The sequence below is a fragment of the Bradyrhizobium sp. MI1.10 genome (genome assembly GCF_055811035.1).
Window position 1 is genome coordinate 23496 of record NZ_JBVVPN010000041.1, and the last position, 15528, is coordinate 39023.

The 15528-nt window shown below is 64.1% G+C and carries 11 protein-coding genes; 8 read left to right on the plus strand and 3 right to left on the minus strand.

The window, feature by feature from the left end:
- The first annotated feature begins 27 nt into the window (after nt 1-27).
- Nucleotides 28-414 (plus strand): MAPEG family protein, encoded by a 387-nt coding sequence (locus tag AC0L3K_RS31865; RefSeq protein WP_007598033.1) that lies wholly within the window; start codon nt 28-30, stop codon nt 412-414.
- Between the two features lie 177 nt (nt 415-591).
- On the opposite strand, the gene AC0L3K_RS31870 is transcribed toward AC0L3K_RS31865, so the two are convergent.
- The 3 genes from AC0L3K_RS31870 to AC0L3K_RS31880 form a co-directional block, all read right to left on the minus strand.
- Nucleotides 592-1785, minus strand: a complete 1194-nt coding sequence (locus AC0L3K_RS31870) for an ABC transporter substrate-binding protein (protein ID WP_473367530.1) — start codon at nt 1783-1785, stop codon at nt 592-594.
- 274 nt (nt 1786-2059) lie between these two features.
- Nucleotides 2060-5224, minus strand: a complete 3165-nt coding sequence (locus AC0L3K_RS31875) for an efflux RND transporter permease subunit (RefSeq protein ID WP_007598035.1) — start codon at nt 5222-5224, stop codon at nt 2060-2062.
- A complete protein-coding gene (locus AC0L3K_RS31880) occupies nt 5221-6426 on the minus strand; it encodes an efflux RND transporter periplasmic adaptor subunit (protein ID WP_007598036.1) in 1206 nt (401 codons plus the stop codon). Before AC0L3K_RS31880 ends, AC0L3K_RS31875 begins: the two co-directional genes overlap by 4 nt.
- Nucleotides 6427-6907: 481 nt before the next feature.
- Here AC0L3K_RS31880 and AC0L3K_RS31885 point away from each other — a divergent pair, with 481 nt between their 5' ends.
- From AC0L3K_RS31885 to AC0L3K_RS31915, 7 genes are all read left to right on the plus strand, one after another.
- Nucleotides 6908-8062 (plus strand): iron-containing alcohol dehydrogenase, encoded by a 1155-nt coding sequence (locus AC0L3K_RS31885; protein ID WP_219679626.1) that lies wholly within the window; start codon nt 6908-6910, stop codon nt 8060-8062.
- Nucleotides 8063-8080: 18 nt separating this feature from the next.
- On the plus strand, nt 8081-9631 hold the full coding sequence (locus AC0L3K_RS31890) for an AMP-binding protein (RefSeq protein WP_354200181.1): 1551 nt from the start codon (nt 8081-8083) through the stop codon (nt 9629-9631).
- A 304-nt stretch (nt 9632-9935) separates the two neighbouring features.
- Nucleotides 9936-11534, plus strand: coding sequence for an ABC transporter substrate-binding protein (locus AC0L3K_RS31895; protein WP_473367531.1), 1599 nt, complete (start codon nt 9936-9938; stop codon nt 11532-11534).
- A 42-nt stretch (nt 11535-11576) separates the two neighbouring features.
- Nucleotides 11577-12524: an ABC transporter permease gene (locus AC0L3K_RS31900; protein WP_219679636.1), complete on the plus strand. Its 948-nt coding sequence runs from the start codon at nt 11577-11579 to the stop codon at nt 12522-12524.
- A 9-nt stretch (nt 12525-12533) separates the two neighbouring features.
- Entirely contained in the window at nt 12534-13427 is an 894-nt protein-coding gene (locus tag AC0L3K_RS31905) for an ABC transporter permease (RefSeq protein WP_007598041.1), read from the plus strand.
- Nucleotides 13427-14434, plus strand: coding sequence for an ABC transporter ATP-binding protein (locus AC0L3K_RS31910; protein WP_473367532.1), 1008 nt, complete (start codon nt 13427-13429; stop codon nt 14432-14434). The genes AC0L3K_RS31905 and AC0L3K_RS31910 overlap by 1 nt, the downstream gene beginning before the upstream one ends.
- Nucleotides 14431-15426, plus strand: coding sequence for an ABC transporter ATP-binding protein (locus AC0L3K_RS31915; protein ID WP_473367533.1), 996 nt, complete (start codon nt 14431-14433; stop codon nt 15424-15426). The genes AC0L3K_RS31910 and AC0L3K_RS31915 overlap by 4 nt, the downstream gene beginning before the upstream one ends.
- Nucleotides 15427-15528: the final 102 nt, after the last annotated feature.

The window sequence follows — 15528 nt, forward strand, 5'->3', positions numbered from 1 at the left end:
AGCGCAGCGTCCTCCAAGGAATCCGTTATGTATCACCTCACTGCCCTCGTCACGCTGCTGACGATCCTGTTCTACTTCTTCATCACCATCAACGTGTCGCGCTCGCGCACCAAAACCGGCGTCAAGGCGCCGGCGATGGCGGGCCATCCGGATTTCGAGCGCGCGTTCCGGATCCAGATGAACACGCTGGAATGGATGCCGATCTTCCTGCCGTCGCTCTGGCTGTTCGCTATCTATATCAGCGATTCCGGCGCGGCGGCGATCGGCGCGCTCTGGATCGTCGGCCGCATCGTCTACTTCATCGGCTATTCGAAGGCCGCAGCAAAACGCGGCCCGGGATTTTTTATTCAGGGTATCGCGGCCATTGCGCTGTGGGCCGGGGCGCTGGGAGCGGCGGTGCTGCGGCTGGTGTGAGGTAGCCGACATGCGTCCACTTGCCCCGCCGTCGTCCTGGCGAAGGTCAGGACCCATAGCCGCAGGGCGCAGCTATGGGCACGATGGTGGCGACAGCTTGTTTCAACAAGTCGCTATCGGGGTAATGGGTCCTGGCTTTCGCCAGGACGACATCGCGCTTTTTAAGCCGCCGTCATCCTATTTCGTCAGCGGACAGCCGCTCTCCTTGGCCGTGAAGAACGCCTTCTCGCCGGGAACGACCGCGAGCTGCTTGTAATAGTCCCAGGGCTTCTTCGATTCCGAGGGCTTCTTGACCTCGAACAGATACATGTCGTGGACCATGCGGCCGTTCTCGAGCACCTTGCCACCTTGCGCGAAATCGTCGTCGACCGGCAGCTCCTTCAGCTTCTTGGCGACTGCATCCGGATCCTTGCTGCCGGCGGCCTTGACCGCCTTGAGATAGCTCAGCGTTGCCGAATAGGTGCCGGCCTGGATCATGTTCGGCATCCGGCCGGTGCGCTTGAGAAAGCGTTCGCCGAGATGGCGGGTGCGGTCGTTGATGTCCCAGTAATAGCCCTCGGTCAGCACCAGGCCTTGCGCGGCCTGCAAGCCGAGGCCGTTCACTTCGGCGAGCGTCATCAAGAGGCCCGCGAGCTTCTGGCCACCGGAGACGATGCCGAACTCGGACGCCTGCTTGATCGAGTTGGTGGTGTCGAGGCCGGCATTGGCAAGGCCGACGATCTTCGCCTTCGAGCTCTGCGCCTGGAGCAGGAAGGAGGAGAAGTCCGAGGAGTTGAGCGGCACGCGCACCGAACCGAGCACCTTGCCGCCATTGGCGGCGACGATCTCGCTGGTGTCCTTCTCCAGTGCGTAGCCGAAGGCGTAGTCCGCGGTGAGGAAGAACCAGGTGTCGCCGCCGGCCTTGGTCAGCGAGCCGCCGGTGCCGACACCGAGCGCGCGGGTGTCATAGGCCCAGTGGAAACCGTAGGGCTGGCAGGCATCGCCGGTGAGGCGCGAGGTCGCAGCGCCGACGACGATGTCGATCTTCTTCTTTTCCTTCGAGAGCTCGTGGATCGCGAGCGCGACCGATGAGGTCGTCAGCTCCGTGATCATGTCGACGTTCTCGACGTCGTACCAGCGCCGCGCGATCGAGGTCGCGAGATCCGGCTTGTTCTGATGGTCGGCGGTGACGAGCTCGATCTTCTGGCCGAGCACCTCGCCGCCGAAATCCTCGATCGCCATCCTGGCGGCTTCGACCGACCATTTGCCGCCGTAATCGGCGTAGACGCCGGACTGGTCGTTGAGGATGCCGATCTTGACGCCTTGGGCGGAGGCCGGCGCGGCCAGCAGCAAAGCCGAAATTGCGACAACGGCCAAAAGGGCTGATTTCATGTGTTAGCTCCCAGCAGTTTTCTGTTTTGAAATCGCGCGGATACTAGTGAAGAACCCCGCGCCTGCCCATCCATTTCGGCCTAGGCCGTTAGTATGGGCGCGGCCATTTTTGATGAATTGCCGTCGTCCTGGACAAGCGAGCGGAGCGAGCGCTGATCCAGGACCCATTACCCCAGGGAGCAGTTTGGCGAAGTCTCGGAGTGAGCAGCTCGCACAGCAACCACTCCCTGGGGGTAATGGGTCCTGGCTTTCGCCAGGACGACATGGAGAGGAATCAGCCCACCGCCTTCGGCTTGCCCTCGTTCTTCCCCTCGGCCAGGTTCCGCACCACGACGTAGAAGATCGGCGTGAACAACAGCCCGAACAAGGTGACGCCGATCATGCCGAAGAACACGGCGACGCCGACGGCCTGCCGCATCTCCGAGCCGGAGCCGGACGAGATCACCAGCGGCAGCACGCCGAGGATGAAAGCGAAGGACGTCATCAGGATCGGCCGCAAGCGCAGGCGGCAGGCGTCGATCACGGCCTCCAGCCGCGGCTTGCCTTCATTCTCGATGTCGCGGGCGAACTCCACGATCAGGATCGCGTTCTTCGCCGCCAAGCCCACCAGCACGACAAAGCCGATCTGGGTGAGGATGTTGACGTCCTGCCCCATGATGCGCACGCCGATGGTGGCGGCCAGCAGGCACATCGGCACGATCAGGATCACCGCGAACGGCAAGGTCCAGCTGCCATATTGCGCGGCGAGCACGAGATAGACGAACAGCACGCAGATCGGGAACACCAGCAGTCCCGCATTGCCGCCGGTGATCTGCTGATAGGACAGATCGGTCCATTCGAAGGTAAAGCCGCTCGGCAAGGTGTCGTCGGCGAGCTTCTTTATCGCGTTGAGCGCAGTGGTCGAGCTGGTACCCGGGGCTGGCTCGCCCTGGAGCTCGGATGCTGCATAGAGATTGTAGCGCGCGACGCGGTCAGGGCCGGAAACATCCTTGAAGTCGACCACGCTGCCGAGCATGACCATGTCCCCGGAGGCGTTGCGCGTCCGCAGCCGCGCAAGATCGCTCGGCTCTTTCCGGAACGGGAAGTCGGCCTGTGCGGTGACGTGGTAGGTGCGGCCGAACAGGTTGAAGTCGTTGACATAGGTCGATCCGAAATAGGTCTGGATCGTGTCGTTGATGTTGGCGATGGGAACGCCGAGCTTCTGCGCTTTGGTGCGGTCGATGTCGACGAAGAGCTGCGGCGTGTTGGCCGAGAACGGCGAGAACACCGTGGGAGCGAGCAGCGACGGCGATTTGCGCGCCGCGGCGACCAGCTCGTCGGTGGCCGCGGCGAGCAGCTCCGGCCCGCGTCCCTGGCGGTCCTGGATGCGGATGGTGAAGCCGCCGCCGGTGCCGATGCCGGGCACGGCCGGCGGCGGAATGACAATGATGAACGCGCCCTGGATTGCAGCGAGCCGCTTGCGCAACTCGGCCGTGATGGCGTTCGCAGTCAGCCCCTTCTTGATCCGCGCCTCTGGCTCGTCGAAAACAGGGAACAGCGCCGCTGCATTGCCTGCCTGCGTGCGCGTCGCGCCGGAGAAGCCGGCGAAAGCGGCAACGCGGATGATACCCGGCGTATCCAGCGAGATCCGCTCGATCTCGCGCACGACCTCGGTGGTGCGTGCCAGCGACGCCGCGCCCGGCAATTGCACGGAGATGATGACGTAGCCGCGGTCCTGTGCCGGAATAAAGCCTTGCGACGTGGTCCCGATCAGCCAGCCGGCGCTGCCGATCAGCACGACGTAGATCAGGATCATCACCGCCGAATGCCGGATCACGAAATTGGCGAGGCCGGCGTAGCCATGCGCGAGACGGTCGAACACGCGGTTAAACACGCCCGTGAAAGCGTTCCAGCCGCGTGCGAGAAAATTCCAGCGCGCCGGCGGCCGCTTCTCCTCGTGCGGAACGAGAAGAAGCGAGGCCAGCGCCGGCGACAGCGTCAATGAGCAGAAGCAGGAGATTGCGGTTGCGACCGCAATGGTGACGGCGAATTGCTGGAAGAACTGACCGGAAATTCCGCCCAGAAACGCCGTCGGGACGAATACCGCGCAGAGCACCAGCGCGATCGACACCAATGCGCCGCCGACCTCCTCCATGGTCTTCAGCGCGGCGTCGCGCCGGCTCATGCCGTGCTCGAGATGCCGCTCCACATTCTCGACCACCACGATGGCGTCGTCGACCACGATACCGACGGCGAGAACGAGACCGAACAGCGTGAGATTGTTGATGGAGAAGCCGAGCGCCGCCATCACCGCGAAGGTGCCGACCAGCGACACCGGGATCGCGATGATCGGGATGATCGCGGGCCGCCATCCTTGCAGGAACACCAGAACCACGATGACCACGAGCAACATGGCCTCGTAGATGGTCTTGATCAGCTCATGGACGGACTGCGCGATGAACTCGGTCGGGTTGTAGCCGATATTGAAGTCGAGGCCTTTCGGGAAGGTCTCCTTCAGCTTCGCCATCGTGTCCGAAATGTTCTTCGCGGTCGCGAGCGCATTCGATCCCGGCCGCTGCGTCACCAGCATCGCGACCGCCGATTTGCGCAGCAGGAAGCTGTTGGTGGAGTACGCGAGAGCACCGAGCTCGATACGGGCGACGTCGCGCAGGCGTACCGTGCGGCCGTCGGAGCCGGCCTTGATCAGGATGTCCTCGAACTGCTTCTGGTCTTTCAAACGCCCTGTGAAGGTGAGGTTCGGCTGGAAGGCGCGGTCGGCGATCGGCGGTTCGGCGATCTGGCCGCCCGCGATCTGCACGTTCTGCGCGCGGATCGCGGCGAGCACTTCGGCCGAAGTCAGGCCGAGATTGGCGATCCGGTCAGGGTCGAGCCAAAGCCGCATCGAATAATCGCGCGCGCCGAAAATCTGGATGTCGCCGACACCGTCGATCCGCAGCAGCTGGTCGCGAACCTGGAGCAGCGCATAGTTGGAAATGTAGAGCTGGTCGAACGTGTCGTCGGGCGACAGCATGAACACGACCATCAGGATGTCGGGCGAGTTCTTGCGGGTGACGACGCCGTTGCGCTGCACTTCGTCCGGAAGTTGCGGCTGCGCGATCGCGACGCGGTTCTGCACCAGCACCTGGGCCTTGTCGAGGTCGGTGCCGAGCTTGAAAGTGACGGTGATGGTGAGCTGGCCGTTCGAGGTCGCCTGGCTGTAGAGATACAGCATGTCCTCGACGCCGTTGATCTGCTGCTCGATCGGAGCGGCAACGGTGTCGGACACGGTCTGCGCGGAGGCGCCGGGATATTGCGTAGTGACCACGACGGTCGGCGGCACCACTTGCGGATATTCGGAGACCGGCAGCGTGGTGTAGGCGAGCGCGCCGACGATCAGCAGCACGATCGACAGCACCATGGCCAGGATGGGCTGGTTGATGGAGAGACGGCCAAGATTCATGATTTGCCACCGGCGGGCGCTGGTGCCGTCTGCGGAGCGACCTTGGCACCGACGCGGGCGCGCTGGATGCCGTTGACGATGACGCGGTCGTCCGCCTTCAATCCCTCGCGGATCACGCGCAGGCCCTCGTCGAGCGGCCCGAGCGTCACGGGACGCGCCTCGACGGTGTCGTCCGGCTTGACCACGAACACGATCTTGCGGGACTGGTCGGTTGCGACCGCGACGTCGGGGATCAGCAGCGCCTCATAGGGCGCGCTGCCGATCAGTCTGATGCGCCCGAACTGACCGGGCAGGATCGAAAGATCGGTGTTCTTGACCACGGCGCGGCTGCGTAGCGTGCCGGTGGAAACGTCGAGGCGGTTGTCGAGGAAGTTGATGGTACCCTCATGCGACGGCTTGCTCTCGCCGGCCAGCGTCACCTGCACCGGGTTCGCCGTGTCGCGCGAGCTCGGGCGCTTACCTTCGAACCACAGCTTGCTGTATTTGATGAAGGTCGCCTCATCCATGTCGAAATAGACGTAGATCGGATCGAGCGCGACGATCGAGGTGAGCAGCGTCGAGGAGCCGGTATCGCTGCCTTGCACCAGATTGCCGGGGCTGACGAGATGGCGGCTGACGCGGCCGGTGAGCGGCGCGGTCACATGGGTGAATTCGATGTTGAGCCGCGCGGCCTTCAGCGCGCCAGCGGCCTGCGTCTCCGCGGCGTGCGCGGCCTGTAAGGCCTGGCGTCGCTGGTCGACGGCCTGCTCGGAGACCGCGCTGGTCTGCACCAAATTGAGGCCGCGGTCGAGCTCGCGCTTGGCAAGCTCCACCTTGGCGCGCGCATCGGAGAGCTGGCCGTCTGCCTGCTCGGCCACCGCCTCGAATGGACGCGGGTCGATGACGTAGAGCAGATCGCCCTGATGGACGATGGCGCCGTCCTGGAATTCGACGGAGTTGACGAAGCCGCCGACGCGCGGGCGGACCTGCACCTCCTCGACCGCCTCGAAGCGGCCGGTGAACTCGTCCCAATCGGTGACGGTGCGCTTGACCGGCTGGGCGACGGTCACCGGCGCCGGCGGGGGAGCACTCGCTTGCGAGGCCGGCTGGCCGCAACCGGTGAGCGCAAAGGCCGCGGCGAGAAGGCCGACGATGGCGTAAGGCCGAGGCGAAACGAAATCGTGCGTTTTGACAAATTGCTCGCTTCCGTCCGGTCCAGTCATCCCAGGTCCTCGCATCAAAGCCGCGGAAAAAGCAGGGTACGCTTGTACCCGCGGGCGCCACAAGATGGGTTTCAATCATGAACTCTTCAAGACCAAAGCGCGGGCAATGCTCGGAGGAATGCCCTGGCCGGATGACGGGTTGACAGGGCTTGTTTGCCTCTCCCGGTAAACCGCAAGGCAATCGCATATGGATTTCACGAGGAGCGCGGGCTTGCTCCCCTCTCCCGCTTGCGGGAGGGGCCGACGCGCCCCGGGCGATGCGCAGCATCGTCCCGCGCGCGGCGGGTGAGGGCTCTCACCACGCAGGGACATCCTCCGCAATTCTCGACAATCCCGACGCGGAGACACCCCCACCCCAGCCCTCCCCCGCAAGCGGGAGAGGGAGAGGAGAGAGCGACAGCGTCTTCGCGCATGACGAATGCCGCCAGCGCGGTTAGACTACCCCCACAAAAACAAGACGAATTGTCCGGGGAGGACAGACGTGCATCAGGGACGTGTCGTTTACGGCGCGATCGAGGAAGTCGTGTTCGGCCACCCCGCGGCCGAGGCCGTGGTCGCCCAGATGGACCGGCTGGGGACGCGCCGTGCCTTCCTGATGGTGTCGGGCACGCTGAACCGGCAGACCGACGAAATCGCGAAGATCACACAAGCCCTGGGCGCACGTTGCGCGGGCGTCTTCGATGCCATGCCGGCGCACACCCCGCGGGAGGCGGTGATCGCCGCCACCAATGCGGCGCGCGAGGCCGGCGCCGACCTGATCGTCACCGTGGGCGGCGGCTCGATCACCGACGGCGCCAAGGCGGTGCAGCTCTGCCTCGCCAACGGCATCGACGATGTCGACGGCATCGAGCGCATCCGCGTGCACAAGGGCGTCGCGCCGGAAATGACGGCGCCTGTCGTGCGCCAGATCAGCGTGCCGACCACGATCGCCGGCGGCGAGTTCAGCGCGATCGCTGGCGTCACCGACCGCAGCACGCACGTGAAGCAGATGCTGCGCCATCCGCTGACGGTGCCGCGCGCGACCATTCTCGACCCCGCCATCACCGTGCACACGCCGGAATGGCTGTTCCTCTCGACCGGCATCCGCGCCATCGATCATTGCGTCGAGGCGATCTGCTCGCCGGAGACGCATCCCTATGCCGACGCGCAGTCGGTCAAGGGCCTCGCGATGCTCGCCGACGCGCTGCCACGGGTGAAGGCTGACCCTGCTGACCTCGATGCGCGCATGGATGCGCAGATCGGCACCTGGCTGTCGATGGGCGCCCTCGCCGCCGGCGTGCCGATGGGCGCAAGCCACGGCATCGGCTACGTGCTGGGCGCGGCCTTCGACGTGCCGCATGGCTACACCTCCTGCATCATGCTGCCGGCCGTGATGCGCTGGAATGCGCCCGACAATGCCGAGCGCCAGATGATCGTCGCGGCCGCAATGGGCTTTCCGGGTCACAAGGCGGCCGACGTGCTCGATGCCTTCATCCGCTCGCTCGGCATGCCGCGCAGCCTCGCCGATGTACGCGTCACGCCGGAGCATTTCGACGCCATCGCCGAACAGGCGATGCGCACACCCTGGGTGCCGCGCAACCCGCGCAAGATCGACGGTCCCGCGCAGGTGCGCGAAATCCTGCTTCTTGCCGCATGATCTAAAGCCGGAGGACCGATGTATCCAGGTCAGCATGCCCGCCTGCGTCCGCTCCAGCCCGCCTTCATCATGGCGGCGAGCGGCGAGGCCGTCACCTATCGCGAGTTGGAGGCGCGCAGCAATCGTCTGGCGCATCTGTTCCGCAGGCACGGCTTGAAGCGGCTCGACCACTACTCGATCTTCATGGAGAACAATTCGCGCTATCTCGAAGCCTGCGGCGCCGGCGAGCGCTCCGGGCTGTACTACACCTGCATCAACTCCTTCCTGACGCCGGGCGAGCTCGCCTATCTCCTCGTCAACAGCCAGTCGAAGATCCTGATCACGTCGATGGCGAAGCTCGACATCGCACGGGAGGCGATCAAGGCCTGCCCCGATATCAAGCTCTGCGTCGTCGCCGACGGCCCCGGCGAGAGTGACCGTATCGTCGGCCTCGCCGAGGTCACGGCCGATCTGCCGACGACGCCGATTGCAGATGAATGTCTGGGTACCGCGATGCTCTATTCATCGGGCACAACGGGACGGCCGAAAGGCATTTTGCGGCCGCTGCCGGAGGAGCCACCGAAGCACAATCTGCCGCTGTTCGATTTCCTGACCAAGCTTTGGCACTATCGCGAGGGCATGGTCTATCTGTCGCCGGCGCCGCTCTATCACTCCGCGCCGCAGGCCGCGGTCAACCTGACAATCCGGATGGGCGGCACCGCGATCATCATGGAGAATTACGATCCCGAGCGTTACCTCCAGCTCGTCGAGCAATGGGGTATCACTCACACGCAGCTGGTGCCGACGATGTTCTCGCGCATGCTGAAGCTGCCGGAGGAGGTGCGCACGCGCTACGACCTCTCCTCGCTCGAGATCGCGATCCATGCCGCCGCGCCCTGCCCGGCGCTGGTGAAGGACGACATGATCAAATGGTGGGGACCGATCATCCACGAATATTACGGTGCGACCGAAGGCCTTGGCTTCACCGCCTGCGACAGCGCGGAATGGCTGGCCCATCGCGGCACCGTCGGCAAGGTGCTGCTCGGCGACCTCCATATTCTCGACGAAAACATGAAGCCATGCCCGACAGGCACGCCGGGTCAGGTCTGGTTCAAGACGGCCTCACCGTTCGAATATTTCAACGACCCGGAGAAGACCAAGGAAGCGCGCTCGGCCGACGGCAGCATGAGCACGGTTGGCGACGTCGGCTATGTCGATGCCGATCGGTTCCTGTACCTCACCGACCGCGCGACTTTCATGATCATCTCCGGCGGCGTGAACATCTATCCGCAGGAATGCGAAAATCTGCTGATCACCCATCCGAAGGTCGCGGACGCCGCCGTGTTCGGCGTGCCCAATCCCGATCTCGGCGAAGAGGTGAAGGCCGTGGTGCAGCCGATGCCCGGCGTCGTGCCGGGCGAGGCGCTCGCGGAAGAGCTGATCGCATTCTGCGGGGCCTCGCTGTCACGGCAGAAGGTGCCGCGCACGGTCGATTTCGAGAAGGAGTTGCCGCGGCTGCCGACGGGGAAGCTGTACAAGCGGCTGCTGCGGGACCGGTATTGGGGGAACAAGGCGTCGCGGATTGTGTGAAGTCGCAGCTGTCGTCCTGGCGAAAGCCAGGACCCATACCGCGTGATCTCACAACTGAAGAAGGTAGCAATCCGGAGCGACCAATCTTCGCCAAACACCTCCCTGGGGTAATGGGTCCTGGCGTTCGCCAGGACGACGCCGGAGGCACTTCTCACAATTTGTGAGAGAACCGCTCGTGCGCCCGCCGTCATCCGAATTGCCGAGAGGCCCTCCGTCCTTGCCGGTTGCCTCACCGCGCCTGCGTCGCTATCGTCCTGACAAACAGGCCAAAAGGCCGAAAAGACTAAGTCCAGGGAGGACGAGGATGCGGAGCGTACGGGCGCTCGCCGCGACGGCGGCGCTGTCTTTGCTGGCGTTTTCGACGATCGCATCGGCCGGCGAACCAAAGCAGGGCGGGATCCTGCGGATGTATCACCGCGACAGCCCGGCCAATGCGTCCATCCTGGAGGGCGCGACATATTCGATCAACGTGCCCTTCATGGGAGTGTTCAACAATCTCGTCATCTACGACCAGCACATTGCGCAGAATAGCCCTGATACCCTGAGGCCAGAGCTGGCCGAGAGCTGGTCCTGGAGCGGCGACAACAAGAAGCTGACCTTCAAACTGCGCCAGGGCGTCAAGTGGCATGACGGCAAGCCGTTCACGTCGGCCGACGTCAAATGCACCTTCGATCTCCTGATGGGCAAATCGCAACAAAAGCTGCGGCAGAATCCGCGCAAAGCCTGGTACAGCGAGGTTAACGATGTCACGCCGAACGGTGATTTCGAGGTCTCCTTCGATCTGAAGCGGCCGCAGCCTTCGCTGCTGGCGATGCTCGCATCCGGCTATACGCCGATCTATCCCTGTCACGTCTCGCCGGCGGAGATGCGCACCCATCCGGTGGGAACCGGCCCGTTCAGATTCGTCGAGTTCAAGGCCAATGAATCGATCAAGCTGACGCGAAACCCGGACTATTGGAAGAAGGGCCTGCCCTATCTCGACGGCATCGAGTACACGATCATCACGAACCGCTCCACCGCGATCCTCGCCTTCGTCGCCGGCAAGTTCGACATGACCTTCCCGACGCACATCACGATCCCGCTCCTCAAGGACATCAAGTCGCAGGCGCCGAACGCCCTCTGCGTCGTCGAGCCGACCAACGTTTCGACCAACATCATCGTCAATTCGGCGTCCCCGCCGTTCGACAACATCGAGATCCGCCGGGCCATGGCGATGGCGCTCGACCGCAAGGCCTTCGTCGACATCCTGTTCGAAGGCCAGGCCGATATCGGTGGCACTATGCTGCCGCCGCCGCAGGGCATCTGGGGCATGCCCAAGGACAAGCTGGAGACCATTCCAGGCTATGGCCCGAACGTGAATGCGAGCCGGGATGAGGCCAGGAAGCTGATGCAGAAGGCGGGCTACGGTCCCGACAAGCACTTGGCGGTGAAGGTCTCGACGCGCAATCTCTCGGAATATCGCGATCCCGCGGTGATCCTGATCGACCAGCTCAAGAGCATCTATATCGACGGCGAGCTCGACGTCGTGGAAACCGCGAACTGGTTCCCGAAGGTTGCACGCAAGGATTACATGCTCGGCCTCAACTTGACCGGCAATTCCGTCGACGATCCCGACCAGTCTTTCTACGAAAACTATTCCTGCGGCTCGGAGCGGAACTACACCAATTATTGCAACAAGGAGATCGAGATGCTGTTCGACCTGCAATCGCAGGAGATCGACGTCGGCAAGCGCAAGCAACTGGTCTGGGACATCGACAAGAAGCTGCAGGAGGATGTCGCCCGCCCGATCATCTTCCATGCGCGGGCCGGCACCTGCTGGCAGCCTTATGTCCAGGGCGTGACGATCATGTCGAACAGCTCCTATAACGGCTTTCGCTACGAGGACGTCTGGCTCGACAAGTAGCGCGCAAGACTGACGACTAGCGGCTCGACAGGAGGGCGCGGGATGTTTGCCTATCTGGTGCGGCGCCTGTTTCTGATGCTCGTGACCCTGTTCGGGATCTCGGTCGTCATCTTCTTCCTGCTGCGTATCGTTCCCGGGAATATCGTCGACATCCTGTTTGCCGCGGCCGGCTATGTCGATCCCGCCGACAAAGCCAATCTGGAGAAAGAGCTCGGCATCGACCAGCCACTGGTGGTGCAATATTGGCACTGGATCAGCGGTTTTCTGCGCGGCGATTTCGGCTACTCCTATGTCTCGGAGAAGCCGGCGCTTCAGGAAATCCTGCCACGGATTCCGATCACCGCACGGCTCGCCGGCCTGGCGCTGTTGTTCTCGGCGTCGATCGGCATTCCCCTGGGCGTGATCAGCGCGGTGAAACAGGGAACGAGGCTCGATTACGCGTTGCGTGTGGTGAGCCTGAGCGGATTGTCGCTGCCTTCGTTCTGGCTCGGCCTGCTCATCCTCACCGCCTCGGTGGCGATGTTCAACCAGATGCCAATCTTCAATCCCAATCCGCAGACCTGGCTGGAAGCCTTCGCGACCTACGCCGTACCCGCCGCCGCCGTCGGCTTCCGCAGCGCGGCACTGACCATGCGGATCACGCGATCCTCGATGCTGGAGGTGTTGCGGCAGGACTATATCCGCACCGCGCGTGCCAAGGGCGCATCGGACGCCGCCGTGAACTATCAGCATGCGCTCAAGAACGCGATTTTGCCCGTCATCACCGTGATCGGCATCGAGGCAGCGTTCCTGATCGGTGGCCTTATCGTGACGGAGACCGTGTTTAACATCCCCGGCGTCGCCCGCTTCCTGGTCGAGGCTATACGCTGGCGCGATTATCCGATCGTGCAGAACCTGGTGATGCTGATTGCCATCGTCGTGGTGAGCGCGAATTTCATCGTCGACATGCTCTACGCCGTGTTCGACCCGCGTATCCGGTACACGGATTAGGAGAGATTGTTGGCTGCGATCGACTATGACGTTGAACTGAGGCGCGCCGGGGCGCACGCGACCGTCGGCTGGCGCCGCGTGCTGTTTTTGGCGCAGCGGCATGTGCTGGGTGCAGCCGGGCTCGTCATCATGACCCTGTTCGTGTTCACCGCGATATTCGCCGACTTCATCGCGCGTTACGATCCGCTGACGATCGACGCCGCCAGGGCATTGGCGCGTCCAAGCCCGGCCCACTGGATGGGCACGGACGCATTCGGCCGCGATGTCTTCAGCCGCATCATTCATGGCGCGCGGATCTCGCTCGCCGTCGGCATCGGCTCGACGGCGCTCGGCGGCAGCATCGGAGTGATCGTCGGATTGACCTCCGGCTATCTCTCCGGCTGGGTCGATCTCGTATTCCAGCGTGTGTCCGACGTTCTCCAGGCGCTGCCGCTTCTGGTGCTCGCCCTGATCATGACCGCAGCGCTTGGGCCATCCTTGCCGAACGTCATCATTGCGATCGCCATTCCGCTGATCCCGACCGTCTCGCGCGTCATCCGCGCCAACACGCTGGCGCTGCGCGAGCTGCCATTCATCGAGGCCGCCAAGTCGATCGGCATGAGCGAGGTACGCATTGCGCTCCGCCACGTGCTGCCGAACACGCTGGCGCCGCTGATCGTGCTTGCGACCGCCCAGCTCGGCTCGACCATCCTCACCGAAGCCTCCCTCTCCTTCCTCGGCCTCGGCATTCCCGAGCCGTACCCGTCCTGGGGCCGCATGCTCTCTGAATCGGCCGCCGAATATGTCCGCACGGCGCCCTGGCTGGTGATCTTCCCGGGCATCGCCATCAGTCTCGCGGTGTTCGGCGCCAATCTGTTCGGCGACGCCTTGCGCGACATCCTCGATCCCCGGCAGCGCGGCTGATGGCTGATAAATCCGATCTCGTGCTCGAGGTGAAGAACCTGAAGACGGTGTTCTTCACCAACTCCGGTCTCTTCCAGGCCGTTGACGATGTCTCCTTCACGGTGATGCGCGGCGAAACCCTGGCGATCGTCGGGGAATCCGGCTGTGGCAAGAGCGTCACTGCACTATCGCTGATGCGGCTGGTGCCGGATCCGCCCGGCCGCATTGTCGGCGGCTCCGTCATGCTTGAAGGCACTGATCTTCTGGCGCTGGACGAAACGGAGATGCGCGCCGTCAGAGGCAACCGCATCTCGATGATCTTCCAGGAGCCGATGACCTCGCTCAATCCGGTGATGCGAATCGGCGACCAGATCGTCGAGGCCGTGCGGCTGCACCGGAAGATGTCGAAGCGAGAGGCTCAGGATGTCGCAGTCGAGATGCTGCGCCTGGTGCGCATCCCCGAGCCGGCGCGGCGCGCGCGCGAATATCCGCACCAGCTCTCCGGCGGCATGCGCCAGCGCGCGATGATCGCGATGGCGCTGGCCTGCCGGCCGGCACTGCTGATCGCGGACGAGCCGACGACCGCACTCGACGTCACCATCCAGGCGCAGATCCTGGCGCTGATCCTGGACCTTCAGAAAGAACTCGGCACCGGCCTCGTGCTGATCACCCATGATCTCGGTGTCGTCGCGCAGACCGCGCAGCGCGTCATCGTGATGTATGCGGGACGGAAGGTCGAGGAAGCGAGCGTCGAGGCACTGTTCGCCGCGCCGAAACATCCCTACACGCGCGGATTGATGGCGTCGATCCCGACGGTGCCGGCGCCGGGCGTCGTCGCGCCGGCGCGGCTGAACGAAATTCCCGGCACGGTCCCGTCGCTGGTGCGGCTGCCAAAGGGTTGCGCCTTCGCGCCGCGCTGCAAGCTCGCGATCAAGCGCTGCGAGGCCGAATATCCGCCGCTCATCGATTGGGGCGGCGGCCATCTCGCCGCCTGCTGGCGCGCGGCCGAGATTGCGGAGGTGGCATGACCGAGGCACTGCTCGAAGTCACCGATCTCAAGAAGCACTATCCGGTGCGCGCCGGCGTGTTGCGTCGGCAAATCGGCACGGTGCATGCGGTCGACGGCGTCTCGTTCTCGGTTGGGGTCGGCGAGACGCTGGGCCTCGTCGGCGAATCCGGCTGCGGCAAATCGACGGTGGCTCGCAGCGTGCTGCGGCTAGTGGAGCCGACCTCAGGCCAGATCCGGCTCGAGGGCGAAGACATCACCCATCTCTCCAAGTCCGCGCTGCGGCCGCACCGCCGTTCGATGCAGATCGTATTCCAGGATCCGTTCGCCTCGCTCAACCCGCGCATGACCGCAGGCGACATCGTCGGCGAGCCATTGGCTGTGCATGGCCTTGCGACCGGCAAGGCACTGGAGGCGCGTACCGCAAAGCTGTTCGAGCAGGTCGGCTTGCGGCCCGACCAGATGCGCAATTTTCCGCACCAATTCTCCGGCGGCCAGCGCCAGCGCATCTGCATCGCCCGCGCGCTGGCGCTCGGGCCTCGCCTGATCGTCTGCGACGAGCCGGTCTCCGCGCTCGACGTCTCGATCCAGGCGCAGGTGATCAACCTCCTGATCGATCTGCAACGGCAGCACGGTTTCTCCTATCTTTTCATCGCGCACGACCTCGCCGTGGTCGCCCATATCAGCCACCGCGTCGCCGTGATGTATCTCGGTCGCATCGTCGAGATTGCAGACAAAGACGAGCTGTTCCGCAATCCGCGGCATCCCTACACACAGGCCCTGCTCGCCTCGGTGCCGGTCGCCAACCCCCTCGCCAAAAAGCTCGTGCCGCTGGTCGACGGCGACGTGCCAAGCCCGGTCAATCCGCCGCCGGGATGCGCGTTTCACACCCGCTGCCGGTTTGCGATGGAGCGATGCAGGATGGAGCGGCCGGTGTTGGTGGATGCCGGTGACGGGCACCGGGTGGCGTGCTTGCTCAACGAAGGGACGGGGCGACCAAATGCGATGCCGTAGGGTGGGCAAAGCGAAGCGTGCCCACCATTCAATCGCAATCGCCGCACGATGGTGGGCACGGCGCTGCGCGCCTTTGCCCACCCTACGATAGCTACACTTGCC

What these genes read in the sequence shown, in the direction of transcription:
- AC0L3K_RS31865 (WP_007598033.1), top strand. Translation starts at nt 28, where the DNA reads ATGTATCACCTCACTGCCCTCGTCACGCTGCTGACGATCCTGTTCTAC.
- AC0L3K_RS31870 (WP_473367530.1), bottom strand. Translation starts at nt 1,785, where the DNA reads ATGAAATCAGCCCTTTTGGCCGTTGTCGCAATTTCGGCTTTGCTGCTG.
- AC0L3K_RS31875 (WP_007598035.1), bottom strand. Translation starts at nt 5,224, where the DNA reads ATGAATCTTGGCCGTCTCTCCATCAACCAGCCCATCCTGGCCATGGTG.
- AC0L3K_RS31880 (WP_007598036.1), bottom strand. Translation starts at nt 6,426, where the DNA reads ATGACTGGACCGGACGGAAGCGAGCAATTTGTCAAAACGCACGATTTC.
- AC0L3K_RS31890 (WP_354200181.1), top strand. Translation starts at nt 8,081, where the DNA reads ATGTATCCAGGTCAGCATGCCCGCCTGCGTCCGCTCCAGCCCGCCTTC.
- AC0L3K_RS31895 (WP_473367531.1), top strand. Translation starts at nt 9,936, where the DNA reads ATGCGGAGCGTACGGGCGCTCGCCGCGACGGCGGCGCTGTCTTTGCTG.
- AC0L3K_RS31900 (WP_219679636.1), top strand. Translation starts at nt 11,577, where the DNA reads ATGTTTGCCTATCTGGTGCGGCGCCTGTTTCTGATGCTCGTGACCCTG.
- AC0L3K_RS31910 (WP_473367532.1), top strand. Translation starts at nt 13,427, where the DNA reads ATGGCTGATAAATCCGATCTCGTGCTCGAGGTGAAGAACCTGAAGACG.
- AC0L3K_RS31915 (WP_473367533.1), top strand. Translation starts at nt 14,431, where the DNA reads ATGACCGAGGCACTGCTCGAAGTCACCGATCTCAAGAAGCACTATCCG.